Annotated in this window: 21 protein-coding genes and 1 tRNA gene; 4 read left to right on the top strand and 18 right to left on the bottom strand. The window is 61.2% G+C overall.

Annotated features, from left to right (window positions below; all coding sequences use genetic code 11):
* Window positions 1–101 precede the first annotated feature (101 nt).
* The 9 genes from ACFX4T_RS16425 to ACFX4T_RS16385 form a co-directional block, all read right to left on the bottom strand.
* Window positions 102–2,111 carry a glycosyltransferase gene (locus ACFX4T_RS16425; RefSeq protein ID WP_223945965.1) on the bottom strand — a complete coding sequence of 670 codons (2,010 nt, stop codon included), beginning with the start codon at window positions 2,109–2,111 and terminating at the stop codon, window positions 102–104.
* A complete protein-coding gene (locus ACFX4T_RS16420; protein ID WP_216925719.1) occupies window positions 2,111–3,376 on the bottom strand; it encodes a glycosyltransferase family 4 protein in 1,266 nt (421 codons plus the stop codon). Before ACFX4T_RS16420 ends, ACFX4T_RS16425 begins: the two co-directional genes overlap by 1 nt.
* Complete coding sequence (locus tag ACFX4T_RS16415) at window positions 3,373–4,836, bottom strand: oligosaccharide flippase family protein (RefSeq protein WP_377652667.1); 1,464 nt, start codon at window positions 4,834–4,836, stop codon at window positions 3,373–3,375. Before ACFX4T_RS16415 ends, ACFX4T_RS16420 begins: the two co-directional genes overlap by 4 nt.
* Window positions 4,833–5,495 carry an acetyltransferase gene (locus ACFX4T_RS16410; RefSeq protein WP_377652666.1) on the bottom strand — a complete coding sequence of 221 codons (663 nt, stop codon included), beginning with the start codon at window positions 5,493–5,495 and terminating at the stop codon, window positions 4,833–4,835. Before ACFX4T_RS16410 ends, ACFX4T_RS16415 begins: the two co-directional genes overlap by 4 nt.
* Entirely contained in the window at window positions 5,492–6,658 is a 1,167-nt protein-coding gene (locus tag ACFX4T_RS16405; RefSeq protein WP_377652665.1) for a DegT/DnrJ/EryC1/StrS family aminotransferase, read from the bottom strand. Before ACFX4T_RS16405 ends, ACFX4T_RS16410 begins: the two co-directional genes overlap by 4 nt.
* Window positions 6,655–7,674, bottom strand: coding sequence for an NAD-dependent epimerase/dehydratase family protein (locus tag ACFX4T_RS16400; RefSeq protein WP_377652664.1), 1,020 nt, complete (start codon window positions 7,672–7,674; stop codon window positions 6,655–6,657). Before ACFX4T_RS16400 ends, ACFX4T_RS16405 begins: the two co-directional genes overlap by 4 nt.
* Window positions 7,671–8,780 (bottom strand): Gfo/Idh/MocA family protein, encoded by a 1,110-nt coding sequence (locus ACFX4T_RS16395; RefSeq protein ID WP_377652663.1) that lies wholly within the window; start codon window positions 8,778–8,780, stop codon window positions 7,671–7,673. Before ACFX4T_RS16395 ends, ACFX4T_RS16400 begins: the two co-directional genes overlap by 4 nt.
* Window positions 8,781–8,881: 101 nt before the next feature.
* Window positions 8,882–10,570 carry a sugar transferase gene (locus ACFX4T_RS16390; protein WP_377652662.1) on the bottom strand — a complete coding sequence of 563 codons (1,689 nt, stop codon included), beginning with the start codon at window positions 10,568–10,570 and terminating at the stop codon, window positions 8,882–8,884.
* A gap of 294 nt (window positions 10,571–10,864) precedes the next feature.
* Complete coding sequence (locus ACFX4T_RS16385; protein WP_216925727.1) at window positions 10,865–11,122, bottom strand: hypothetical protein; 258 nt, start codon at window positions 11,120–11,122, stop codon at window positions 10,865–10,867.
* Between the two features lie 39 nt (window positions 11,123–11,161).
* Between ACFX4T_RS16385 and ACFX4T_RS16380 the strand changes: the two genes are divergently transcribed.
* The gene (locus ACFX4T_RS16380; protein WP_216925728.1) at window positions 11,162–11,395 is read left to right on the top strand and encodes a DUF5703 family protein; all 234 of its coding nucleotides are present in this window, start codon (window positions 11,162–11,164) and stop codon (window positions 11,393–11,395) included.
* 50 nt (window positions 11,396–11,445) lie between these two features.
* Here the strand turns inward: ACFX4T_RS16380 and ACFX4T_RS16375 are convergent, their stop codons facing one another.
* Both ACFX4T_RS16375 and ACFX4T_RS16370 read right to left on the bottom strand, forming a co-directional pair.
* Complete coding sequence (locus ACFX4T_RS16375) at window positions 11,446–12,606, bottom strand: acyl-CoA dehydrogenase family protein (protein ID WP_377652661.1); 1,161 nt, start codon at window positions 12,604–12,606, stop codon at window positions 11,446–11,448.
* Window positions 12,607–12,635: 29 nt separating this feature from the next.
* Window positions 12,636–13,940, bottom strand: coding sequence for a M20/M25/M40 family metallo-hydrolase (locus tag ACFX4T_RS16370; protein ID WP_377652660.1), 1,305 nt, complete (start codon window positions 13,938–13,940; stop codon window positions 12,636–12,638).
* A gap of 268 nt (window positions 13,941–14,208) precedes the next feature.
* On the opposite strand from ACFX4T_RS16370, the gene ACFX4T_RS16365 reads away from it, so the two are divergent.
* Window positions 14,209–14,291: transfer RNA gene (locus tag ACFX4T_RS16365), tRNA-Leu, on the top strand.
* 84 nt (window positions 14,292–14,375) lie between these two features.
* Here ACFX4T_RS16365 and ACFX4T_RS16360 read toward each other — a convergent pair.
* The 6 genes from ACFX4T_RS16360 to ACFX4T_RS16335 form a co-directional block, all read right to left on the bottom strand.
* Complete coding sequence (locus tag ACFX4T_RS16360; protein ID WP_216925731.1) at window positions 14,376–14,660, bottom strand: hypothetical protein; 285 nt, start codon at window positions 14,658–14,660, stop codon at window positions 14,376–14,378.
* Between the two features lie 60 nt (window positions 14,661–14,720).
* Entirely contained in the window at window positions 14,721–15,173 is a 453-nt protein-coding gene (locus tag ACFX4T_RS16355) for an SRPBCC family protein (protein ID WP_377652659.1), read from the bottom strand.
* 33 nt (window positions 15,174–15,206) lie between these two features.
* Complete coding sequence (locus ACFX4T_RS16350; protein WP_377652658.1) at window positions 15,207–16,148, bottom strand: glycosyltransferase family 2 protein; 942 nt, start codon at window positions 16,146–16,148, stop codon at window positions 15,207–15,209.
* 71 nt (window positions 16,149–16,219) lie between these two features.
* Window positions 16,220–17,146 (bottom strand): MaoC/PaaZ C-terminal domain-containing protein, encoded by a 927-nt coding sequence (locus ACFX4T_RS16345; RefSeq protein WP_377652657.1) that lies wholly within the window; start codon window positions 17,144–17,146, stop codon window positions 16,220–16,222.
* A complete protein-coding gene (locus ACFX4T_RS16340) occupies window positions 17,143–18,483 on the bottom strand; it encodes a 3-oxoacyl-ACP reductase (RefSeq protein WP_377652656.1) in 1,341 nt (446 codons plus the stop codon). Before ACFX4T_RS16340 ends, ACFX4T_RS16345 begins: the two co-directional genes overlap by 4 nt.
* 9 nt (window positions 18,484–18,492) lie before the next feature.
* Entirely contained in the window at window positions 18,493–19,899 is a 1,407-nt protein-coding gene (locus ACFX4T_RS16335; RefSeq protein WP_377652655.1) for an acetyl-CoA C-acetyltransferase, read from the bottom strand.
* On the opposite strand from ACFX4T_RS16335, the gene ACFX4T_RS16330 reads away from it, so the two are divergent.
* Both ACFX4T_RS16330 and ACFX4T_RS16325 read left to right on the top strand, forming a co-directional pair.
* Window positions 19,898–20,698 carry a TetR family transcriptional regulator gene (locus ACFX4T_RS16330; protein ID WP_377652654.1) on the top strand — a complete coding sequence of 267 codons (801 nt, stop codon included), beginning with the start codon at window positions 19,898–19,900 and terminating at the stop codon, window positions 20,696–20,698. The genes ACFX4T_RS16335 and ACFX4T_RS16330 overlap by 2 nt on opposite strands.
* A 46-nt stretch (window positions 20,699–20,744) precedes the next feature.
* On the top strand, window positions 20,745–22,883 hold the full coding sequence (locus ACFX4T_RS16325) for an acyl-CoA dehydrogenase (RefSeq protein ID WP_377652653.1): 2,139 nt from the start codon (window positions 20,745–20,747) through the stop codon (window positions 22,881–22,883).
* Window positions 22,884–23,013: 130 nt separating this feature from the next.
* Here the strand turns inward: ACFX4T_RS16325 and glgA are convergent, their stop codons facing one another.
* Window positions 23,014–24,210, bottom strand: a complete 1,197-nt coding sequence (glgA, locus tag ACFX4T_RS16320; protein ID WP_377652652.1) for a glycogen synthase — start codon at window positions 24,208–24,210, stop codon at window positions 23,014–23,016.
* Between the last annotated feature and the right edge of the window lie 50 nt (window positions 24,211–24,260).

Raw genomic sequence — 24,260 nt, 5'->3', positions numbered from 1 at the left:
GTTTTGTTGGACCTGAAAACACAGAACCAACGTCATGACCAGGCCGATGATCACGAAGTACCATCTGCGTCCCAGGCTTCTTAGAATCGTTCTAATTTGCATTATTCGATCTCCCGCCTACTCTGTCCCAGGAACACTTTCACCCTGTCGATTCCGCTTCTGCCAAGGAGCCTGATCGTGGCCGCTTTGATTGCGCTGCGAAGGCCGTCACGCAGCAGGCGCACCGGCCCCTCAACCAGGGCGTCGCGCACTAACTCCAGCGTTCGCACTGTGGCCACGTCGTCGAGCAACCCAGGAAACCTGTCCGCAAATGGATCAGCGGCCACAAGCCGTCCCCGGATTCTGTTGCTGACGTTTAACCCGTGCACGACCTGCAACCATGCTGGCGGGCCACCGATTTCCTCCGTGGCCATGATCTCGCTCAGCTGGTTATGCCAGGCAGACCAACAAGTTACTGGAGCACTCCAACTGGACCGGACCGAGCAAAAAGCGTTTCGGTCGTCGTGCCTCAAGTACACCGAGGCGTCTCCTTTTATCAATCCGGAGGAGAGATAGATAGCTGACGGCAGCTCGGAGCATTGGACATCCTGCACCTGGGCCACAAAGTCTGCTGCCAGACCGTCGTCGTTGTCTACGTTGGTGGTCAGCAGATTTTGTGCCTGCCGCCCTGTGACCTCCTCGATGTCCGAGAGGAGCTCGTCGGCAGAAACTTCCGCCCGGAAAATCGGCGTGAACAGACCGTCGGCACTTAGGTCCCGAATCCTGTCCAACAACCACTCAGGAGACTCGGGATCGAAATAGACAATCCAATGAAAGCCTTTGCGTGTTTGGGCACGAACCGAGGGAAGACAATATCTCTCGAAGAGTTCAACACGGTTGTGAAGCCACCCGTCTTTGGCCCGGACAAGGCTCTCAAAGCCCTTTGACGGAAGGTTGAACCGGGTCAGGAGCGCGTGGTCTACCGTCGGCCGCACGTCATCCGCCAGCCCCTCCACGGTAGGAGCCGACAGGAGCCCCCGGATTTTGGCGCCCCGTGAGTCCCAGCTGTGCTGCCTGGCGGTTGCGTCCATATCTTTGCGGAGTTCCCGTGTCATAGGCTCACGCAGGGCCTTGAGAACGAGTTGAGAGAATTCGGTCGGTGTCCGGGCCGCCGCAATGGCGGGCGAGTCAATCCATCGGGTCGAGGGCAGGTCTGTGGCTACTACCCGGAGCCCTGCAGCAAGGTATTCAAGGGTCTTCAAAGGAAAACTTGATCGGTTGAACTCTGTGTCCGCATAAGGAGTGATCCCGACTGACACGCTTTGCAGCAATAGGGCAACGTCCTCCTGGGCCACCAACCCCCTCCAATCCACGTTTGGCCTGGACAAGAGGGCATCCAACCTGGAGCGGACAACTGGATCACCGTCCGCCCGGGGACCAATGATGAGCAGTGGGACCTCCGTTGCTGCTACGGATTCCAGGGCGTCCAGGTCCAACCGGTTGTTGAGCTGACCAACCAGGGCCACAACCGGACTGCGGCTGGAACCTGATGGCGTGGTCGCGGGAGTGCAGCCATTGGGCAAGACTTCGACGGGCCTGCCGGAAAACCGGGAGATCTTGGCTGCCAGTTCCTCAGAGACTGCGCTAATAGCGTCGGCAGATCGGATGTTCTCTTCCAATACGCGGATCAAATGGGACGAAGTGAAGCCCATGAGGTTCGTCCCCGCCAACCAATCATCTGTCACGTGCAGGAGCCGTGTCCCTTCCGGGCGGCGGGACGGAAACAGCATGATCGGCGACGAATTGACTATGCCGGCAATACGCCTGGCACTCCGATCCAACGCTGCACCCACACAGCGGCGTACAAGGACATCCGTAGAGCGACGCACCATTGGTTTGCTCACGCCGGGCAGAGCCGGGATCCGGAGGCGGCTGATATTCGTCGCCACATCTTCGCCGACACCACGAAGGCTCCGGACGAGGTGGCGTCGGACATCCTCGTAGCTGGTAAGTGGAACCGGGTGATCAACCCAGAGGATATGGTGTGTCTTGGCCAACGAGGTGGCCAGCATCTTGTCAGTACCCGAAAGGCTGTCCCAGCGGGTCCCGGACAAATAGACGATCGTTTCCATCAGCTGTCCCGTCCACGCACGGCCAAGGAAGGCATCGATGCCACCGGCTTGGCATTGAAGTCATCGGCTGCGTTGTGTCCGAAATAGCGGTGAAAGCGTCGACGCCCCACGTAGGCGGCATATTGAGCACCAGCTAGCGCCTCGGCCCTCAACGAAGAGAATGTACCTGTGCTTTCTTCCAGTGAACGCCGGTAGAACTGCACCTGTACCCGGGCTGCGTTTGTGAGCGAAAACCTGTCCTGAACAAGTTCGCGCCCAAAGGAGCCCAGCTGGGCTCGTTCCTGCTCGTTGTCCAGCAGGAATCCAAGGATGGAAATCAAGTTTTCCCGCCCCGCTTCCGTGCCGCTGCCTACGCCGTACCATCCCTGCCAGAGGAAGCGGTCCACAGATTCCGGGGACAACAATTCCCAGAAGCCGCGCTCCCCTTGAACCACCAGCGGCTTCCCAAAGGAAAGACCACGCAAGGCCGAGCCGCCCATCCCCAGGACAACATCAGCAGCCGCGTACGCTGGCCTGGGGTCCTCAAGCTCCCCTGTTAGCAGGACCACGCGACGTCCCAGCCCGTCATTGATAGCGGAAGCCTTGGCAATCGCGTCGCTCATCCCTGGCCCGTCGCCAACGATCACTAGGCGAACGTCTCTCAGCCGTGCCAATTCAGCGATGGCGTCCATCGAGGACAAGATGCCCTCAAGCTTCAACTCCCGGGCAAGTCGTGAAACGCAAACAACTAGTTGGGCCTGGTCATTGAGTCCAAACCGTTCCCGGAATTTGACCGGCCCTGCAACGGCTGACGGACTGTTTGCGATGACATCGACGGGAGGCTCCAGAAGCCCCACGCGCTGGCGACCGGAAGCTGACTCTGCACCTAGAATCTGTTCAGTTCCTACAAGAAGGGGCATCGTCCTGGGGATAAACGGCGCAACGGCCATGGACATGACAGTCGCCATGCTGCTGCTGCCGGGTACCAGTCTTGAAGCAATCAAGCACTCAAGGGCCGGTGGCCACTCGTAACCATGGAGTACGTCAAGCATGCGGCCCCGGGCGAGCTTGCCCAACGTCGCGCACACTGACGGGGATGGCCGCTTTCGGGGAGTCGGTGCCTGAATGAACTCCAGATCAAGCTCCCGCACCTTCCGGGTAAGCGTTCCGGGCTGCCCAAAAATGACCACGCTGTGGCCAAGATCCCGGACAGCGGCTCCCAACTCAATGGCATTGACCTGGCTGCCACCGATTCGAAGGTCATGCGGATAGATAAGAATCTTCACCGGACAGCCTCCTGCTCCCGACCCATTCGACGCAACTGATGAATGTCTCCCAGCCGGAGGAACACCGAGACCGCGAGCGCCAGCAAACCAACCAACAGGCTGGCACCAACTGCCAGAAACGGCGAAGGAATCGAAGAGGACAGCACAAAACACGCCACTCCGGCGGCGAGCGAGATACCGGTGGACACGCTCACGCTGACTGCAAGGCTCCTCAAGGGAATGCCAGCCCGAGAGAGCGCACCTAAATAGAGCGGCGAAGTTACGGCCGCCGCAATGAACAGCGGAACTGCCGCCAAGCCTTGGAGGCCGCCCAGTTGTGCGCCCAGCACAAGTGCCGGAATCAAAGCAAGGAGGGACAAGAGTTGGACCCTCAGAATGGGAACAGACTGCTTTATCACCACCAGGTAGTCATAAATGAGTTCGTGAAAAACCCTGAAGACCGCAACCGGCGCCAGCCAAGCCAGGGCCCCGGCAGCCGGCCCCCACGCCTCCCCATACAGCAGCGTCACCACCGGAACCGCGCAGGCAGTCAGGACGGCCGAAACCGGCAGCATGGCTGATGCCACCACCGCAACTATTGACAGCATGGCGGCACGCATCTCCGTGGGAGCATCCTGCAGTCTGGCAAATGTCGCAGGTGCCACGCTGCGCAGAGGCTGCGACAACAAGCTGGCTGGCCAACCGGCCATATTCGTGGCCATGACATAAAAACCCAACACCACCGGACCGAGCATCTTTCCAGCAACCAGTTGGTCAACGTAACCCACGCCGAAGACCACTATGCTCGCGCCCGCCAAAGGCAACCCAAAACCCAGCAGCTGTTTCGCCAGCTTCATGGAGAACCCAAAGCGATAAGGCAACGGAGAGTAAACCAGGAAAAGGACAGCGGAAACAAGGCTGGCCAGCACGCGTCCAACGGCGAGACTCATAGCGCCCATCCCCATAATGACGAGAACAAGGGAGACGCCTGCCCCAAGCCAAACGTTGACCTGGTCAATGATCATTCGTTGGCCCTGGCGAAAGTTTCGTTGCAGAACGGCCGCAGGCGTAGCCACCAGCCCGTTGAGAATGATGCATAATGCGAGCGCCCTGACCACGTCGGTGGCAGCTTCGTTTCCCATGGCTGCTGTGAAGTATGGCGCCATCACATAGGAACCTGCGAAGAGAACAATGCTGCATGCCGTCGAGATCGTCGTCACGGTCGCTGCGATCTCCTTCGGATCCCCTGGCCATCGAACGATTGCCAGGCTGACCCCAAGTTCGTTGAAGCTCAGTACAGCCATGAGTGCCACAAAGGCCACAGCGTATGTTCCGAATTGCTCGGGCCCCAGTAACCGCGCGAGTGCTATGCCAATTGCGATCGTTCCCAGGCGGGTCACGACTGCGTTCAGCACGCTGATGACAAACGCCCGTGTTGGAGTGGGCGTTCGCGGGATTGCAGGACGGCTGCGGAGGGTCACAGGGCGTCCTCCAGTTCGGGGGAAAAGCCGCGGCGGATGACGCGTGCGGGCACCCCAGCCCAGGTTTCCTCGTCGGGAACATCGGTAAGCACGGCCGCCCCCATGCCGATGGTTGCGCCGGCGCCGATGGTGCGGCGCTCGCGGACGCTGGCGTTCATGCCGATGTAGGCTGCGCGCCCGATGTGGACGTTGCCGCCGAGGGATACGCCTGCGGCCAGGGTGGCGAAGTCGCTGATGACGTCGTCGTGGGTGAGTGTGACTCCGGGCATGGCTACGACGTGGCTTCCCACTGTGACGGAGGCTGTCATGGTGACATTGGCCAGGAGGATGCTGCCCAGGCCGATCCTGCATCCTTCCGGCGGATGTACTGATGAGTCGATCGCTGAGGCGTAGCGGTCCTCTGCGAGGCCCAGAGTGCGTAAGCGCATGACGACGCTTTCGCGTCCTCGGCCGGATCCAATACAGACAAGCAGCATGGCGTGTGGGAAGGTCAGGGCATCGCGGATGGGGCCCAGTACGTGGGCGCCGTCCACGACGCGTCCGAGTTTGTCTTCGTCGTCGTCGAGGATTCCGATGACGTCGTATTGTCCGGTGTTGCGGACCATGGCCAGGACCTCGCGGGCGAGTCCGCTGGCGGCGATGAGGAGGAGTTCGGTCATCTTCCCTGTCCTGCCGCGCGAAGTACTGCGTCGATGACCCGGACCTGGTCACCCAGGGTGAGCTGGTGGTAGAGAGGCAGAATCAATGTGTGCTCTGTCAGCCATTCGGTTGCTGCCAGTGAAACCGCTCCTTTGGCTGTCCGGGCGTAGGCAGGTTGCCGGTGTGCGGCCATGATGCCGCGTCGTGCCGATATTCCGTCCTCTGCGAGGCGGGTCATCAGGGCGTCTCTTCCGAGGGGGAAAGCTGTGCCTACTTCCAGCCAGCAGGACTGGAAGTTGCCGGTTCCGTATCCGGGGTCCTCCACTAGACGGAGGCCTTCGATGCCAGCGAAGGCGTGTGCGTAATTGGCGGCCAGTTCACGCCTGCGTTGTACTGCTTGGTGCAGGCGGCCGAGTTGGACGATCCCGACGGCGGCCTGGAGGTCAGTCATGCGGTAGTTGAAACCTACTTCGAGGTATTCCTCGGCGGGGGCGAGGATGCTTGCATGACGGTCTGCGGCTGAGACGCTCATTGCGTGTTCGCGGAGGCGGCGGGACCGGTCTGCGAAGTCCTGGCGTGGTGTGGAGAGCATCCCGCCCTCGCCGGTGGTGAGGATTTTGCGGGGGTGGAAGGACCAAGCGACCAGTTCGGCGCCGGCTCCTACCGGGCGGCCGCGGTAGCGGGAACCGATGCCGCAGGCTGCGTCTTCCACGACGGTGATGCCGAGGGGGTCGCACAGGGCCCGGATGGGATCGAGATCCACGGGTACTCCGCCTTGGTCCACGGCTATGACTGCCCGTGTGGCAGGAGTCAAGGCAGCGGCAATCGTTTCAGCGGTGACACAACCGGTTAGTACGTCGACGTCGGCGAAGACCGCCCGGGCGCCTACATAGGTGGGGGCGTTTGCCGTGGCAATGAAGGAGAAGGAGGGAACGACGACGTCGTCTCCCGGACCGACACCTGCGACGGCGAGTGCCAGGTGCAGGGCTGAGGTGCAGCTGGAGACCGCGACGGCGAAAGCGGCTTGTTGCTCCAGGGCGAAGGCTTCTTCGAACTGCTTGACTTTGGGGCCTTGGGCCACCCAGCCGGAAGCGATGACCTCGGCCACTGCTTGGGCTTCTTCTTCCCCCAGCCACGGTTTCATGACGTCGATGCGCGCCAGGGAGGTTTCGGCGGTTGTCATCGTGCACCCACTGAGGGTGCTTCCGGCCGGGCAAGCTGCCGGGAGGCTGCGATTTCTTCACGGAGCGGACGCCACCAGGTGACGAGTGAGCGGAGTCCGTCTTCAAGTTCTATCGCGGCTTCGAAACCGAGGTCCCGCTTGGCGGCGGTGACGTCTGCGAGCCGTCGGGCAACGCCGTTGACTGCACGTTCAGGTCCGTGGTCAAGGTGCAGTGGGGACTGCATGACCTGTAGCAGTGTTTGCGCGAGTTCGGCCAAGCTGGTTTCCGTGCCGCTGGCCACGTTGTAGACGCCCTCCCGGACGTCGCTGGCGGCTGCGAGGATGTTGGCCCTTGCGACGTCGACGGTGTGGATGAAGTCCATTGTCTGGTGGCCGCTGCCGAAGATCAGGGGCGGAAGGCCATCGACTATCCGCTCCATCCAACGGACGAGTACCTCTGTATAGAGGCCGTGGACGTCCATACGGGGACCGTAGACGTTGAAGTACCTCAGGAGGACGTAGTCCAGGCCGGACATGGCCCGGAAGCTCCTCGCCATTCCCTCATTGAACGATTTCGCGGCCCCGTAAAAGGTGTCGTTGTTGTGGTGGTGGTGTCTCTCGGTGGTGGGGAATTCTTCTGCCATTCCGTAGACGGAGGCACTGGACGCCGCGATGACCTTTTCCACATTGTGCTCAACGGCGGCTTCGAGCACGTTGAAGGTTCCATCCACCAAGACCTCAAGCGCCAACCGTGGCTCCTCGGCGCATTGGGTGATACGGATCGCAGCCTGATGGAAAACCAGATCTTTGCCCCTGGTGAGGTCGTGGACCATGTCCCGGTCCCTCAGGTCACCTTCCACCAGCTGTACGAGTCCGGTAGCCAAGGCATCGTTGAGGTTGGACCGGCGCCCCCTGACGAGGTTGTCCAGGACGTCCACGTGCGCCGCACCGGCGTCGAGCAGTTGGTCTACCAGGGTGGATCCGATGGTTCCGGCGCCTCCGGTGACCAGGACGTTGGCGCCGAGCAGCTTCTTCACTGTGCGACCTGGAGAGCGACCTCGTTGCCCGCAACGATGGTGGACTGGCCGTCTGTTCCCAGGCTTTGGGTGACGGCTTCCAGTACTGAGAGGACCCTGAGCCCGGATTCTCCGCTGGTGCGCGGTATCGTGTGGTTCCGGATGGAGCCAGCCAGCTCGGCGACCACTTGGCCCAACGGTTCGCGCTCCTGCAACGCCGGTGACCAGGTGTCGCCCAGGCGATAAGAGATGGCCGAGGTCTTTTTGTCCGCCGCGGACCGTGGCTGTTGTTCCAGGCTGACGCCGCGATCATAGACGCTGAGGCGTTGTTGCGGGTTCAGGTCGTCCCAGACGAGCGTCCTCTTTGAGCCGCCAATGATCATTTGGCGGATTTTGGTGGGACTGAGCCAGTTCACGTGGATATGTACCATGGCGTCGTTTGGCAGGCCGAAGGTCAAGTGGCCTACGCAGTCGCGGCCGGTACCCAGCGGGTCTGCGCCGTGGGCAGAGATCTCGGTGGGGTGCAGGCCTCCCGGTAGGATGAAATCGAGGATCGAGAGGTCGTGCGGTGCAAGATCCCAGAACACGTTGACGTCCGGTTGGACAAGTCCGAGGTTGATGCGCACGGAGTCAACGTACAAGATGTCGCCCAATGCCCCACTTGATACAAGCTCCTGGATCTTCAAAACCGCGGGAGTAAAACAATAGGTATGGTCTGCCATGAGGACCAGGCCGCGGGCTTTGGCTTCCTCCACCATTTCCAGGCCCTTGGCACGGCTATCCGCGAGTGGCTTCTCGACGAGTACGTGCATGCCGGCGCGCAAGGCAGTCATCACTACTCCGTGATGCGTGTGCGCCGGGGTCGCCACGGCGACGGCGTCCAGGTTGTAGGTGTCCAGGAGTTCGTCCAAGGACTCGACGACGGCGACGCCGCCTACCGTTTCGGCCAGCCGAAGTCCGCGCTCCACGTCAAGATCGCAAATTGCCACGAGTTCCCAGTCCGGGCTGGCTTTAAGGTTCCTGGCGAGGTTCGGGCCCCAATATCCCGCTCCGACCACGGCGATCCGCAATTTCGGGGTCATCCCGTGGCCGTTGAGGTGGCCTGATGGAATAGTTCCTATGCTCATTTTCCACTCGGATTCTGTGTTGGATAGCTCGGTTCTTTCTCAGGTACTGCTTGTTGTGCTGCCCGGCGTGTCCCGGGTCAGACGGTTGGTTCCAACCCTCATCAGTAGGCACCGGAGGGCTGGATCATGGCCCTGAAGGTGCGCCACATGATCATCAGGTCGCCCGCTATCGACCAGTTTTCGACGTAATAGAGGTCCAGCCGGACGGCTTCATCCCAGGGAAGGTCTGATCGTCCATTGATCTGCCACAGGCCAGTAATTCCAGGTTTGATGAGCAGCCGGCGATGGGTATGCCGTTCGTAGCCATTGACTTCGCGAAGGAGTGGCGGTCGGGGGCCCACAAGGCTCATGTTCCCGGCCAGCACATTCCAGAACTGGGGTAGCTCGTCCAAGGAGTACTTGCGCATCCAACGGCCGCACTTGGTGATGCGGGGATCCTCGCGGATCTTGAAGAGGACACCGGCGCCCTGGTCCTTACCGCTGAGTTCTTCCAGCCGCGCTTCGGCATCAACCACCATGGAACGGAATTTCAGCATCTGAAAGGTGGTGCCTCGCCTACCTATCCGTTCCTGCCGGAAAAGGACTGGACCCGGGCTGTCAAACCTGACTATCAGCGCCAAAACAGCCAGCAGTGGCGCCAGGCAAAGCAAGGCAGCAGCCGACACCACAATGTCCATGAGGCGTTTGAGTGTGTGTTTGCCACCGGAGTAGTGCGGAATATCCACGTGCATCAAGGGCAGGCCTTCAACCGGGCGCCAATGGATGCGCGGGCCTGCCACGTTGGTCAGCGTTGCTGCCAGGACGAGTTCGGCGGCATCTTCTTCCAAGCGCCAGCCCAACTCCTGGATGAACTGGTTGCCGCCAGGGACCGGACCGGCAACGATCACCGCGTTGGCGCCCGTCTGACGCACGGTATGGGCAATACCGTAAATCGATGACAAGACGGGAACCCGCACGTTATCCACCACCAGGACGGCGCCACGCCGGGCCCCTGGAAGGCATGCCCCCAGGATGTTGTACGCAGCACCGGACTTCCTGTTGATTTGCTTGATGACGTATCTGACATCCTGCGGCTCCCCCACCACAATGGCACGGGAGAGGCAGCGGCCGCGTGACTTTTCGCGCGTCAGCCAGCGGCGGAACATCCACCGGCTGCCTGTCAGGGCCACCAAGCCCACTGGCAGGGACACCAAGACGAATGAGCTTGCGGACTCCAACTGGAAAACGACTGCCACGAGCCCCAGAAAGCCGAAAACGCGAAGGCTCGCGGACAGGACACGCTTGTACTCTTCGGGCCCAACCCCGAGTACTTTCGGATCCCGTGTCCGATAGACCTCCAGAGCGCCCAGCCAGGCAATGCCAAGTATGAAGCCGAGCATAAGCTGCCGCTCATGTCCCGCGCCGCCTGCCGCAACGGCAAGGCCGTCAGTGTTCAGAAGGAAACCTGACGTGACTGCTGCCGCTACCAGGGCGCTGTCTGCCAATCGAAGACTGTTGGTGAGCGCCTTGGCCCAGCCGGATCCGTTGTACCGTTCGGCCCCGGAGGAGGCGATGCGGGAGTTGCGGTGGGTGACTGGCGGCTTGAGGTCCAGGGTGACATCTGCCCTCAACGCCGCCAGTCCCGCCTTTTCAGCCCGTTGTGCAGCAACGGACTTGTCAATCCAGGGAGACACCGGCGGATTGACATCGACAACACCAGGTTTCGCGGTGAACGCCGTGCCCAAGGAAAAGTTAGGCGCACCCTGTGGTGCTGCCACCTTGCCCGAACGCAAGACTGGAACTTTTACCATGTCAGCCTTCTTCGCAGACCTGCCGTTGCCTACATCCCAGTGAAGCGGCGGCTGTCAGGAGGCGCACCAGTAGTCGGTACTCAAGTTTGCGCAGCTTTACCCATGGCTCCTACGTGCGAGTACCTAGCCAGATGACGCAGGACTACGTGCTTTAAGCCTCACGGCGCCACCGAAAACCGCTACATTCCGGGCTGGAAACAGGACAAAGAGCTCGGGAAACGACACAAAAAACCGGCCACCGTCGGTGGCCGGTTGGTTGCCGCTTATTGAAGGCTCCCTAGTATTAGAGGCTCCCTAGTCCTCCAGGCTTTCGAGGTCTTCGTCCAGGACCTCGTCATCGTCCTCTTCCTCGTCATCAAACACCTGCAGCGGAGTAACCTCGGAATATGCCTCGTACAGGGCGTCTTCGTAAACCTCGAAGGCGTCTGCGATGGCGAAGAACGCCGCCTCGACGTTGGGGTCACCCTCGCCCCGGCGGGCTGAAGCGGCGGCCAAGTGCTCTTCCAGGGCAGCAGTCAGTGACTGAAGCGCGACACGCGGATCGATGCTCATGACTTCACGTTAGCCCGAAAAGGACGAAAATGGAGAGGGATGAAGGAACAATTTCGAGGCAGCTCCGAAGAGCGCCAACGTGACTATGCACGTCAGTACGAGTACCTCGTACTGACGGTAGGACCTGACGATTCACTGCCCGAAGCCCGGCGTCGGCTCGCAGAGCACTCCGAGTACGGAAAGTGGGAGCTGGAACGCAGCCGGCTATACCTCGGTGGCGGCAGGCGCTTCTGGTTGCGCCGAAAAGTCTATTCCGTGCAGCGCACGGTTTAGTCAGCTGCCAGGTTCCTCAGTTATCCAGGTTCCTCAGCTGTACAGGTTCCTCAGTTATCCACGGGCCCAAGCCAGGCGTTCGCCACCGTGTTGTGCGCCGATTCGTCGTTGGACGGATGGAAAATTCCAGCGAGTACATCCCGGTAGAGGCGTTCCAGTTCCGAGCCGCGGAAGTAGCTCGATCCTCCAGTGACCCTGATCGCCAGATCCACCACGTAGCGGGCATTTTCCGTGGCCCGCAACTTGAGTCCAACAAGCTTGGGGAACCACTGGGCTCCATGGTCCACCAGGTTGTCGATGTCGCGGGCTACAGCCGACAACTGGGGATAGATACCGTCCATGGCCAAGGCCGCATCGGCAACTTTCCACCGGATGTCCGGGTCCTGGGCGAAACTGCGTCCGCCGTGCTTCGCCGAGACCCGTCGCTTGACACTTTCAATGCCCAGCATGAATGCACGCTCTGCCAATCCCGTGTAGACGGCTGCCAACAAGGTCTCAAAGCAGGCAAAAATCGCGAAAATCAGTAAGTCCTGGTTTGGCCCGACAGGCAGTTTGCGGAAGATCCGCTCCTTTGGAACCGCCGCTCCCTTCAACAGGGTGGTGTTCGAGGCACTGGCCCGCATTCCCAGGGTGTCCCAATCGTTAAGGGTTTCGTGCCCGGGTTCATCACGATGGATAAACCCGAAAACCAACTCGCCCTCTCCGTTCCTGGCGCTGGCGTCCTTGCCGAACGTTCCCAGACGGGTCCAGCCACGGGAGAGGCTCGTGAAGATCTTCCGTCCGGTGAATCGATAGCCACCGTCGGGCAGCGGCTCCGCAACAGTAGTGGAGTCGAACAGCATTGAATCGTTGCCCGCTTCGGAAATTCCGAAAGCAAACACTTCCCCCTTGCCGGCTTCCTTCAGCACGAAGTCCAGCGTGGCCTCTCCCCTGGCAGCCATGAAATGCGCGACGCCGGTCCAGACCAAGTGCATGTTGACTGCCAGTGCTGTGGCCGGGGCGGCCGTGGCGAGGCGCTGCTGCAGCGCAGCTACCGCTTCCAGACCCAGTCCCATACCGCCGTCGGCAACTGGCACGAAGAGTTTCAGGTAACCGGCGGCTGCCAGCTCTTCCAGGTCTTCATGGAAGAAGAGATTGTTGTGGTCATAACCGGCCGCCCGTCCGCGCAGACGTTCCAACAGCGCATCCGGAAGGATTTCCTCTGGGGTCATCGCCCACCGTCTTTCGTGAAGATTGCGTTTTAGTAGTTGCTCAGCAGCCTGTTGAGGACGCGCGCGCCGAATTGCAGGGACTCCGCCGGCACTCGCTCGTCCACGCCGTGGAACATGCCTGTGAAGTCCAGCTCGTCCGGCAGCATCAGTGGAGCGAAGCCATAGCCGGTGATGCCGATCTTGCTCAGGGACTTGTTGTCGGTCCCTCCGGAGAGGGTGTACGGAAGTACCTTGGCGCCCGGGTCCTCGGAATGCAAGGCGTCGATCATGGAGTCCACCAGGTTGCCGGCAAACGGCACCTCCAGCGAGACATCCTTGTTGACGTAGCTGATCTCAATGCCGTCCCCAACGAGCTCCTTGATGGTTTCGAACACCAGTTCCTGCTGGCCGGGCAGCGTGCGGCAATCCACGAATGCCTCGGCCGATTCCGGGATGACATTGTGCTTGTAGCCCGAGCGGAGCAGGGTGGGATTGGAAGTATTTTGCAGCGTTGCTCCCACAAAGCGGGCCACGGTGCCAAGCTCCTTGAGCAGGATATCCGGGTTGTCGGCATCAAACTCCACGCCAGTAAGTTCGGTCACGCCGTCCAGGAACTGCCTGGTTGTGGGAGTCAGTTCTACGGGCCACTTGTATTCGCCGATTCTGGTGACGGCCGCCGCGAGCCGGGTGATCGCGTTGTCCGTATTGATCTGCGAACCGTGGCCAGCCCGTCCATGGGCCACCAGCCGCAGCCAGGACAAGCCCTTCTCGGCAGTTTGAAGCAGGTACGTTCGCTGACCGCCGATGGTCGCGGAGAAGCCGCCCACTTCGGAGATAGCCTCGGTGGCCCCATCGAACAATTCGCGTCGGTGCTCCACGGCATACCGGGCGCCATAAGTGCCGCCAGCTTCCTCGTCTGCGAAGAAGGCGAAAATGATGTCCCGCTTGGGCCTGCGACCAGTCCGGGCGAAGTCCCGCATCACTGAAAGGATCATGGCATCCATGTCCTTCATGTCCACGGCACCGCGACCCCAGATCAGTCCGTCCTTCAGCTCACCACTGAAGGGGTCAACGCTCCACTGATCCTTCAGGGCGGGTACAACGTCCAAGTGTCCGTGCACCACCAGCGCGTCAGCTGAGGGGTCCTCCCCGGCCATGCGCGTGACGACGCTGGCACGTCCCGGTGCAGACTCGAAAATCTCGGCCTCGAGACCCACTTCCGTGATCAGGCCAGCCGTGTACTCCGCTGCAGCACGTTCGCCCGGTCCCGTGTCGTCGCCGAAGTTGGAGGAGTCGATCCGGATGAGCTCCTGGCAGATCCGGACAACTTCGTCTTCGGGGCGGATGACAGACATGGAAATTCTCCTTGCGTTGGCTGGGCTGCAGGTGCCGGCGACGCGCACTGCGGACCCCGCAGCTCTACCGTCCCGTGTTCCACCAGCCTACTCACCGGAAGCGCCGTCGGTTGGGCAATTCCCGGCGCCGCCACGCGTTGGAGGCCTGCAACCCGTCCTGACCAGCATCGATTTTTTAGTTGCTTCAAAGCGTGTTAGAGTTTTTCTCGCTGCTTCGGAGGAAAGTGAAGCACCGGAAGGTGCGGAATGGCTTCTCTGAATACCACCTGCGCGGGTGGCGGAATGGCAGACGCGCTAGCTTGAGGTGCTAGTCCTCGAAAGGGGGTGGGGGTTCAAGTCCCCCTCCGCGCACAAAGAAGGCCCCGGGAAACCGGGGTTTTTTTGTGCCTTCAAGCACACTGGACCCCCCCCCTTCCAGTCATGGGTGGCGTTTTACTACGCCAACGGCCAGCCCCGCCATGACTCCTGGGCCACCCGTTTGATCTGTCCGGCTGGAAACCATTCCACATGGTAGTCACGCCGATCATCCACCCACTCCACGAGGCCATAGGTCCGCGTGTACTTGATCGCCCGTCCATACACCTCACCAACACGAACAAGCGGTTGGGCACCCGGCTCCAGCTCCATGATTTTGCCATCGTCAGGTTTAGGGTGCTTTGCTTCCGCCTCGGTCTGCAACATCATGCGGGCGAAAGCTTTGGAGTCTTGCTTGGGTCTCATGGACTAAGAATAGAACATATATTCGAATAAGACTGAGGGTCTGCACGGCGGCATCACCTTTCAGTTGCCTTGGCGGGCAGCCTTCTCGACCGCAGCCAGCATACTTTCGAAGGTCGCCGTCAGCATTCTGTCAATCAGAGGGCCGGTCAGGCGGCCGAGAGGCCCACCCCTGGGCACATAACGGTAGTCAAAGGCCATCGCTGTCCCCTCGCCATCCGGCTGGAGGACGAGCCTGGAGTTGGCTTGTTTGAAGGGCACCAGTGTCGACGGCTCGTTCTTCGTTGCGAGGACGCGGCCTTCCTCCCATTCGGTGATGGTTTCGATCATCGAGCCGACGGGCGACAAGCGTACCTGACGGCAGGCGCCCAGCCCTTGGGTCTTGTTACCGACCGATTGTGATGCCCTTAGGCCGTTCCAGACGTCGGCGAGGTTCCCGAAATCCGCTAACACAGCCCAGATGGAGGCACTGGATGCAGCCGCTTGTCGCCGTACGGTCAGGTGGCGTTCCCTCATGATCATCACTCCCACCAATCCAATTTTCCTGGCTCATCGCTTGAGCGAAATGCCGCGCCCCTGAGCCTGCCGCTGCTGAGGAGCACGTCGAAAGGCAAGAACGTGGTCGGTCGCGTCCAGAGTCAATCGGGGAAGCTTGGCAAGGCGTCTCCACAGGAGGTAGGTCCGGATATCCACACCTTTGCGTTCGAACCGCGACATGAAGACGTCCCTGCAGGATGAATAGCACAGCCGAAAAGATTCCCGAAGGCCACCAAATTGCCCCGACCTCACGAGCAGGAGACCCACATGACCTACGAGTACCGGCACCACAAACAAAGTTGGTGTGTGGCACCACTTGAAGCGAAGTTCGCTTCGCCAGCGCAATTGGCGCCTACGTAGAGGGTGACGGTCAGGATTCGGGCAGTGCTCCACCGGATCCGAGGTTCCGTGCCTGACTACGAGGCCTGAAGCCAACAGTCGAATCGATAAATCCGATTCCTCACAATAGAACCTATAGGATTCACGCAAACCGCCACAGGCCAGTACGGCATCCCGGCGCAGAGCATGAGCCGCGCCGATAAAGCTCCGGGCCAGTTGAACAGTATCGCCTGATTGGTCGCCCTGCATCAAGGCGCCGTTCTCGGTAAAGGGGACCGCAACGGCGGCAATTGCAGGCGATGAAAAGTCGGCCACGGTTTGCCGGGCCGTGGAGGCGGATGTGAAGTACGCGTCATCATCGAGGATGAGGACGAATGGAGTGGATGCTGCCCGGATGCAGATGTTCCGGGCAGCGATCAAACCGACATTCTCCTGACCCGTAATAAGTTCAACGGCGGGAAACTGCTCTCGGACCACCTCTGAAGTGCCGTCCGAGGATGCATCGTCATAGACGATGATGGGAATTGCGGGTTCCTGGCCGAGAGCGCTGGAGAGCAACCTCTTCAGATCATCAACCCGGTTGTAGGTCGAGACGCACAAACTTATCTGGTTCATGTGGCAAGACTCTCCTCCTACGGGCGGTCCGTCTGAAGAGAATATCCCGCCCCTAAGGATTTATGGAGGGCCTACGACAATGGAGCCACGCTCCCCCTAAAGTGGCGCCGGCCGCTGCGTGGGTTCCACGCCACGTAGTCCGAACGCTGCCAAGCCCCGGTTTCCGCCTGGATGGTGGATATGTCCAGCGCCACCCGGGCAGGCAGGAACACCGGCGCTTCAAACGTCACGTCCCAGGTGAAGGCATCAGACTTGACCGCTCCGACGTCTGCCAACGCTCGCGAGGCAAGGTACATGCCGTGGGCAATGGATCCCCTCAGACCCAATGCTTTGGCCGATAGCACGCTCAGATGGATGGGATTGAAATCTCCGGAGACGGCGGCATAACTGCGTCCGATGTCCAGGTCCAGTTGCCACAGGGCTGTGGGGTCCGGCGGGGAAAAGTTGCCATTGTCCCCGGAGCCGCTTGAGTTTCCCGGCTTGTCGATACCAGGCAGGAAGACCCCTTTCGCAAGGTACGTGGAAATTCCCCGCCACAGCAGCTCGCCTGAGGAGCTGGAGCGGACTTCGGCGATGACATCCACTTGCGTACCCACGCGATGACCCGAAAGGTTCTCCGACCAAGACAGGATGTCCAGGGCTTCTGTGAACTGGATGGGAACCCGCTGCTCTACATGGTTCCTGAGGTGGATCATCCCGAGCAACGGCAACGGAAAATCATCCCGGTTCATCACGCTCATGGACACCGGAAAGGCCAGCGCGTGGACGAATCCTGCTGGCAGGATGTCGCTGGCGGTCTCCCCCAGCAGGTGCTGGTAGGCGGTCAGGTTGGCGACGTCCGCCTGGACTCCCTTGACCTCGTGGCTGACGGCGGGCAGTGTCGCCTGCCCCGCAGATGACCCCATAATGCGGCGGCGAGCGGCAGTTGCCGCGGCATTCATGTAGAGCTTGGACAGCGACGGCAGCTCCCCAAGGATGACCGGCTGTGGTTTGCTCATGCTCCCACCAGTTGCTGTCCGCACACGCGAAGGACTTCGCCCGAGATTCCTCCCGCGGCATCGCTCGCGAGGAAAGCGATGGCTTCCGCCACATCCCGGGGCTGGCCGCCCTGCCTGAGGGAGTTGGCCCTGCGCGCGGCTTCCCGTATGACGAACGGCATCCGGGCTGTCATCTCTGTTTCAATAAACCCTGGTGCCACAGCGTTGATCGTCCCCCCGAAGGACTCCATGAGCGGCGCTGTTAAGCGCACCATTCCGATCACGCCACCCTTGGACGCGGCATAGTTTGTTTGGCCCCTGTTGCCGGCAATGCCGCTGGTGGATGCCACCGAAACGATGCGCGGCCTCTCCTTGAAGTGCTCGGATGCCAGGAGGGCCTCATTGATCCTCAGTTGCGCCGCGATGTTGACAGCGATGACAGACTGCCAGCGGCCCTCATCCATGTTGGCAAGGAGCCGGTCGCGGGTGATGCCGGCGTTGTGGACTACGACGTCGAGCCTGCCATGGCGTTCCACCGCGTGGTCGATAATCCGGTGACCGGCGTCCTCACGGGTGATGTCGAGTTGGAGGGCGGTCCCACGGACCTCGTTGGCCACTGCCGCCAAATGATCCCCCGCGGCAGGGACATCCACCAGCACAACCTTGGCCCCATCACGGTGTAGCGTCCGGGCGATCGCGGCACCAATACCCCGCGCTGCACCAGTGACCACGGCAACTTTGCCGGCAAGAGGTTTTTCGGCGTCAAAGGGCAAGCTACCGGACGAGGAGCTGATGGTCAGGAACTGGCCATCCACATAGGCGGAGCGGCCGGAAAGGAAGAACCGGAGGGCTCCCAGCGCGGACGGACTGGTGGTGGCCAAATCCTCATCGAGAAGAAGGCCGTTGGCGGTGGCGCCTGCGCGCAATTCCTTGGCCAATGAACGCAGCAGGCCATCGACGCCCTGCCGGGCAGCCGCCGAAGCGGGCCCTGATGCGGACCCGGCCGTTCTTGAGAGGGTAATCACCCGTCCGTTGGGTGCAAGGTCCCGCAAGGAAGCACCAATCGTGAGCACGGGCTTGCCCAGGTCCTCTGGGTGCTGCACGGCGTCGAGGACAACAATGATGGCCCCGAGCTTTTCCTTGGGCAATGCATGACGGCGGACGTCCAGGCCCCAACCAAGAAGCGCGGTGGCGAGGTCATCCGCGCCGCGGCTGTCGCCGTTGACCAGCACCGGCCCATCGATAAGCGGTGCGCCTGGCTGGTGTCGACGCAGCTCAACCGGCTGCGGCAGCCCGAGCCTTTTGGCGACGTCCTTGCCAAGTCCCTTGCTGACGATTTTGGCGTACTTGTCTGTCATCACGCTCCCCTAGGCTGCTTCCAGAATGGCAACAACGCCCTGCCCCCCGGCGGCACACACCGAAATCAGGCCACGTGCCGGCCTTCCATCCACAGCTCCCTTGTCATGGAGCATCTTTGCCAGCGAGGCCACGATCCTGCCACCGGTTGCTGCAAACGGGTGCCCGGCAGCGAGTGAAGAACCATGGATGTTGAGTTTGGTGCGGTCCACCTTTCCCAGCGCGCCGTCCAGCCCCAACCGCGTTCGTCCGAAGTCTTCATCTTCCCAGGCAGCCAGCGTGCTGAGGACGGTCCCGGCGAAAGCCTCATGGATTTCGAAGAAGTCGAAGTCCTCCAAAGTCAGCCCGTGGCGCGCGAGGAGGCGCGGTACGGCAAAGACCGGCGCCATCAGAAGTCCGTCCTTACCGTGGACGAAGTCGACGGCGGCTGCCTCACCGTCCAGGACGGTGGCGAGCTTGGGCAGGCCCCGGCTGTCCGCCCACTCTTCGGTGGCAAGCAGGACGGTTGCGGCGCCATCGGTCAGCGGCGTCGAATTGCCGGCGGTCATCGTGGCCTCGGATCCCAGGTTCCTGCCAAAGACAGGCTTCAGCGTGGAGAGCTTCTCCAACGTGGTGTCTGCGCGAAGATTCGAGTCCCGGTTGAGGCCGCGATACGGAGTAATGAGGTCCTCGAAGAAGCCGCGCTCATACGCGGCGGCGAGGTTGCGATGGCTGTTGAAGGCCAGTTCGTCCTGCGCCTCCCGGCTGATCTTCCACTGTGCCGTGGTGAGCGCTTGATGTTCGCCCATGGACAGGCCAGTACGCGGTTCGCCGGTGTTGGGAGCATCCGGGGCCAAATCCTTTGGCCGGATGCGGGCCAGGACCTTCAGCTTCTGGACGGAGGTCTTGGCGCGGTTGAGGTCCAGCAGGATTTCCCGCAGCCCCTCGCTGACGGCGATCGGGGCATCGGACGCGGAGTCAACGCCACCGGCGATCGCGGACTCGATCTGCCCAAGCTTGATCTTGTTTGCAAGCCCAAGCACGGTTTCCAGTCCCGTGGCACATGCCTGCTGAAGGTCGTACGCGGGTGTCTCTGGAGATAACGCCGAACCCAGTACAGCCTCCCGGGTGAGGTTGAAGTCCCGTGAATGCTTCAGCACCGCTCCAGCAGCTACCTCACCGATCCGCTCATCCTGCAACCCGAAGCGGGCGATCAGCCCATCCAATGCAGCAGTAAGCATGTCCTGGTTGGAGGATTTCACGTAAGCGCCGCCCGTGCGGGCAAACGGGATCCGGTTGCCCCCAACGATCACAGCAGCACGCGTCCTCTTGACGCCCTTGCTCTGCTCTCCGCTTGCGAAGCCGTCTGTACCTGCGTGCGTGTTGTGCGTGCCCGCGGTACCTGTGTTCTCGCCCGCGGGCGCGTCTGCTGCAGCCATGCTTGACTCCTTCGATGAATACCAGTTACTGATACCCAGCGTACCTGATACGCTGGGTATCGTGAACCGTCGCCGTACAGATTTTCCGAACGCACTTGCCTCTTCCAGCACGGGTGCCGTTGATGCCACCGTGGAGTCCGGCAACTCTGTTCCCGACCTTGCGGTAGATGGGCGTGCCGCCAGATGGCAGAGCCATCGCGAGGAGCGTCGGCGCGAGCTCATCAAGGCAGCACGCAGGGCTGTGCACGCCTTGGGAAGCGAAGCATCCATGGAAGACATCGCCGGTGCCGCGGGCACCTCAAAGTCGGTCTACTACCGCTATTTCGGCGATAAGGCAGGCCTTCAAGGGGCCATGGGAGAAGTAGTTCTAGGGCAAATGCAACGCCGCATGAAAGAAGCGGCCCAGTTGGCGCAGACACCACGCGAAGGGCTGTACGCCATGGTTTCGGCTTACCTGCAAATGGCGGAGTCCAGTCCCAACGTTTATGCGTTCATCACCCGGTTGACGCCCGGGGAAGCTTCCTCGCAGGATGCGATTGCGGCGTCGGGCGCGTTGGGAAACTTCTTCGAACAAATCACCGACATGATCGCCACGCCTATGCGGCAGTACCTCGGCGCAGAAAAAGAGGCGTTGATCGAGTACTGGCCCACTGCCGCCATTGGGCTCGTGCGGAACGCCGGTGAAATGTGGCTGGGAAGCCCTGCCTCGGACAGCAAGCCTAACCAGGCAACCATGGCCGGCCACATTACGGATTGGCTATGCCTGGGCATCGCTCCTGAACTCAAAGCGGCCAACTGACATGAGAAGTGATCCATCAGTTGTAAGAACCAAAGAAGGAACCAACATGACTGAAGTAGTGGACCGGGCTTCATCAGCCCATCAACCATCAGGCCGCGAGGACGCGGCCATTCGCACCAGTGGCTCCGGTACCAGTGGATCCGGCAAGCGGGCTGCGGACCCGGTGGTGGATGTCGCAGCGCTGGGTGAGCAGCTCTTGGGCAAATGGGCCCACATCCGGCACCAAGCCCGCCAAATAGCCGGTCATCCCGACGTTCGCAAAATTGAAGGCCTCCACCACACGGAACACCGGGCCCGCGTGTTTGAACAATTGAAGTTCCTGGTGGACAACAATGCTGTACACCGGGCGTTCCCCACCCGCCTGGGAGGTTCGGATGATCACGGCGGCAATGTTGCCGGATTCGAAGAGCTCGTTACGGCCGACCCGTCACTGCAGATCAAGGCCGGCGTTCAGTGGGGCCTCTTTGGCTCCGCTGTCATGCACCTTGGTACCCGGGAGCACCACGACAAATGGCTCCCCGGTATCATGAGCCTGGCAATTCCGGGTTGTTTCGCGATGACGGAGACGGGCCACGGCTCCGACGTCGCCAGCATCGCCACTACGGCCACTTATGACGAGGCGAACCAGGAATTCGTCATCAACACCCCCTTCCGGGCAGCTTGGAAGGACTACATCGGCAACGCCGCAAACGATGGCCTGGCCGCCGTCGTGTTTGCGCAGCTGGTAACCAAAAACATTAACCACGGCGTGCACGCCTTTTATGTGGAGCTGCGCGACCCCACCACCAAAGAATTCCTGCCAGGCATCGGCGGGGAAGATGATGGCATCAAGGGCGGCCTGAACGGCATCGACAACGGCCGGCTCCACTTCACCGACGTCCGTATCCCCCGCACCAACCTCCTGAACCGATACGGCGATGTAGCTGTCGATGGCACGTATTCATCAACCATCGAGAGCCCGGGCCGCCGCTTCTTCACGATGCTTGGAACCTTGGTCCAAGGCCGGGTCTCCTTGGACGGGGCAGCTGTGGCGGCCAGCAAGGTGGCGCTCAAGACAGCCATCCAGTACGCCACCGAGCGCCGTCAGTTCAACGCTTCCTCACCTACTGACGAAGAAGTCCTGCTGGACTATCAGCGTCATCAGCGGCGCCTGTTCACCCGCCTTGCCACGACGTACGCTGCGAGTTTTGCCCACGAGCAGCTCCTGCAAAAGTTCGACGACGTTTTCTCCGGCGCCCACGATACCGACGCCGACCGTCAGGATCTGGAAACCTTGGCGGCCGCACTGAAGCCCCTCAGCACCTGGCATGCGCTGGACACTCTACAGGAGTGCCGCGAAGCCTGTGGTGGCGCAGGCTTCCTGATCGAGAACCGCTTTGCCTCGTTGCGCGCCGACCTTGACGTTTACGTGACTTTTGAAGGCGACAACACCGTCCTGCTGCAGTTGGTGGCCAAGCGTCTACTGGCCGACTATGCCAAGGAATTCCGCAATGCGGACTTCGGCGTGCTTGCGCGGTATGTAGTGGACCAGGCCGCGGGTGTCGCCTTGCACAGGACGGGCCTTCGGCAGGTTGCTCAGTTCGTAGCTGACACGGGTTCGGTGCAGAAAGCAGCACTGGCTTTGCGCGACGAGGAAGGCCAGCGGACCCTGCTGACGGACCGCGTGCAGTCCATGGTGGCCGAAGTAGGTGCGGCGCTGAAGGGCGCCAACAAGCTGCCGCAGCACCAGGCGGGAGCCCTGTTCAACCAGCACCAGCATGAACTCATCGAAGCCGCTCAAGCCCATGCCGAGCTCCTCCAGTGGGAAGCTTTCACGGAGGCACTGGCGAAGGTTTCCGATGAGGGAACCAAGCGGGTCCTCACCTGGCTGCGGGATCTGTTCGGGCTTTCGCTCATCGAGAAGCACTTGTCGTGGTACCTCATGAACGGCCGGCTCTCCATGCAACGCGGCCGGACCGTGGGGACGTACATCAACCGGCTGCTGGTCAAGATCCGTCCCCACGCGCTGGACCTCGTGGATGCCTTTGGCTACGGACCCGAGCACCTGCGCGCAGCAATCGCGACCGGCGCCGAAGCAAGCCGCCAGGATGAGGCCCGAACCCACTTCCGTAAAGAACGGGCCAGCGGCACCGCGCCAGCGGACGAGAAGTCACTGCTGGCACTGAAGGCGTCCAAGTCCCGCTAACGGTACGAGATTTCCGGTCAGTGAACTTTATCGAAAGCTTGGCCAAACCACGACGGCGCCGTCCCCAGTCAAGGGGGCGGCGCCGTCGTAGTTTTCACTGCTTTTCCGGACGGTTTTGAGCTAAGGCTGCTCAGTTAAGAACGGAGCGGTATACCTCAAGGGTGGTTTCAGTGATCGATTCCCACGAGAAGTGTTCCTCGGCGCGGCGCCGTCCCGCCATGCCCATCTTGCGGGCGCGCGCTGGATCTGCCACTACCTCGTTAAGGGCTGCAGCAAAGTCGGCCACAAATTTCTGTGGGTCCAGCGGTGTTCCCGTACCGTCGGTTACCTGCTCCAAGGGGACCAGCAAGCCGGTTTCGCCATGCTGGACCACCTCTGGAATGCCGCCGGTTGCGCTTGCCACCACAGCGGCGCCACAAGCCATGGCTTCAAGGTTCACGATGCCCAGCGGTTCGTAGATGGAGGGGCAGGCGAATGCCGTGGCATGGCTGAGGACCTGGATGAGTTCCCGGCGCGGCAGCATTCGCTCAATGAGGATCACGCCCTCACGCTTGCTTTGGAGTTCCTCAATGAGGCGTGCTGTTTCAGCTGCCAATTCGGGAGTGTCAGCTGCACCGAGGCAGAGGACCAGTTGAACATCGGCGGGAAGGCTGGAAGCGGCGCGCAGCAGGTAGGGGACGCCCTTTTGGCGGGTGTTCCGGCCAACGAACACCACACTTGGCTTGGAGGGATCTATGCCCAACGCACGGATGGCGTCGTCCTCTTCGTCCCGTTCCCACAGGGAAACGTCGATCCCGTTATGCACCACCCGGACCTTGGCGGGGTCAACGTCAGGGTAGCTGCGCAGGATGTCCTGCCTCATTCCATCGGATACGGCGATGATCGCCGCGGCAGCTTCGTAGGCTGTCTTCTCCACCCATGAGGACAATGCATAGCCGCCACCGAGCTGTTCGGCCTTCCACGGACGCAACGGCTCCAGGCTGTGGGCACTCAGTACATGGGGAATGCCATGCAGCAGCGAAGCGAGGTGTCCTGCCATGTTCGCGTACCAGGTGTGCGAGTGGACGAGATCCGCTCCCGCAATGTCCGGAACGATCCGCAGATCCACGCCCAACGTCTGGAGGGCAGCATTGGCGTCGCCGAGGTCCTCGGGTGTGCCGTAGGAAGCCACGGTGGCCCCATGGTAGTCGGCATCACGTGGGGCGCCAAACGCCCGAACATGAAGATCCACGTGCTTCGCCAGCACCCGGCTGAGCTCGGCAACGTGGACACCGGCACCGCCATAAATTTCCGGAGGGAATTCTTTAGTCACAATGTCTATTCGCACGTTACCCAACGTAGTCGTTCCGGCTTATGTGTTCTAGTGTGAAAGGGTCC

The sequence above is a fragment of the Paenarthrobacter sp. YIM B13468 genome, assembly GCF_042788025.1.
In the GTDB taxonomy this organism is placed as follows: Bacteria; Actinomycetota; Actinomycetes; order Actinomycetales; family Micrococcaceae; genus Arthrobacter; species Arthrobacter aromaticivorans.
This window is presented reverse-complemented; position numbering and strand designations above follow the sequence as displayed.

Coding starts and splice junctions, on each gene's coding strand:
- ACFX4T_RS16425 (WP_223945965.1), bottom strand. CDS start 2,111: ATGGAAACGATCGTCTATTTGTCCGGGACCCGCTGGGACAGCCTTTCG.
- ACFX4T_RS16410 (WP_377652666.1), bottom strand. CDS start 5,495: ATGACCGAACTCCTCCTCATCGCCGCCAGCGGACTCGCCCGCGAGGTC.
- ACFX4T_RS16405 (WP_377652665.1), bottom strand. CDS start 6,658: ATGACAACCGCCGAAACCTCCCTGGCGCGCATCGACGTCATGAAACCG.
- ACFX4T_RS16395 (WP_377652663.1), bottom strand. CDS start 8,780: ATGAGCATAGGAACTATTCCATCAGGCCACCTCAACGGCCACGGGATG.
- ACFX4T_RS16390 (WP_377652662.1), bottom strand. CDS start 10,570: ATGGTAAAAGTTCCAGTCTTGCGTTCGGGCAAGGTGGCAGCACCACAG.
- ACFX4T_RS16385 (WP_216925727.1), bottom strand. CDS start 11,122: ATGAGCATCGATCCGCGTGTCGCGCTTCAGTCACTGACTGCTGCCCTG.
- ACFX4T_RS16380 (WP_216925728.1), top strand. CDS start 11,162: ATGAAGGAACAATTTCGAGGCAGCTCCGAAGAGCGCCAACGTGACTAT.
- ACFX4T_RS16375 (WP_377652661.1), bottom strand. CDS start 12,606: ATGACCCCAGAGGAAATCCTTCCGGATGCGCTGTTGGAACGTCTGCGC.
- ACFX4T_RS16370 (WP_377652660.1), bottom strand. CDS start 13,940: ATGTCTGTCATCCGCCCCGAAGACGAAGTTGTCCGGATCTGCCAGGAG.
- ACFX4T_RS16360 (WP_216925731.1), bottom strand. CDS start 14,660: ATGAGACCCAAGCAAGACTCCAAAGCTTTCGCCCGCATGATGTTGCAG.
- ACFX4T_RS16355 (WP_377652659.1), bottom strand. CDS start 15,173: ATGAGGGAACGCCACCTGACCGTACGGCGACAAGCGGCTGCATCCAGT.
- ACFX4T_RS16350 (WP_377652658.1), bottom strand. CDS start 16,148: ATGAACCAGATAAGTTTGTGCGTCTCGACCTACAACCGGGTTGATGAT.
- ACFX4T_RS16345 (WP_377652657.1), bottom strand. CDS start 17,146: ATGAGCAAACCACAGCCGGTCATCCTTGGGGAGCTGCCGTCGCTGTCC.
- ACFX4T_RS16340 (WP_377652656.1), bottom strand. CDS start 18,483: ATGACAGACAAGTACGCCAAAATCGTCAGCAAGGGACTTGGCAAGGAC.
- ACFX4T_RS16330 (WP_377652654.1), top strand. CDS start 19,898: ATGCTTGACTCCTTCGATGAATACCAGTTACTGATACCCAGCGTACCT.
- ACFX4T_RS16335 (WP_377652655.1), bottom strand. CDS start 19,899: ATGGCTGCAGCAGACGCGCCCGCGGGCGAGAACACAGGTACCGCGGGC.
- ACFX4T_RS16325 (WP_377652653.1), top strand. CDS start 20,745: ATGACTGAAGTAGTGGACCGGGCTTCATCAGCCCATCAACCATCAGGC.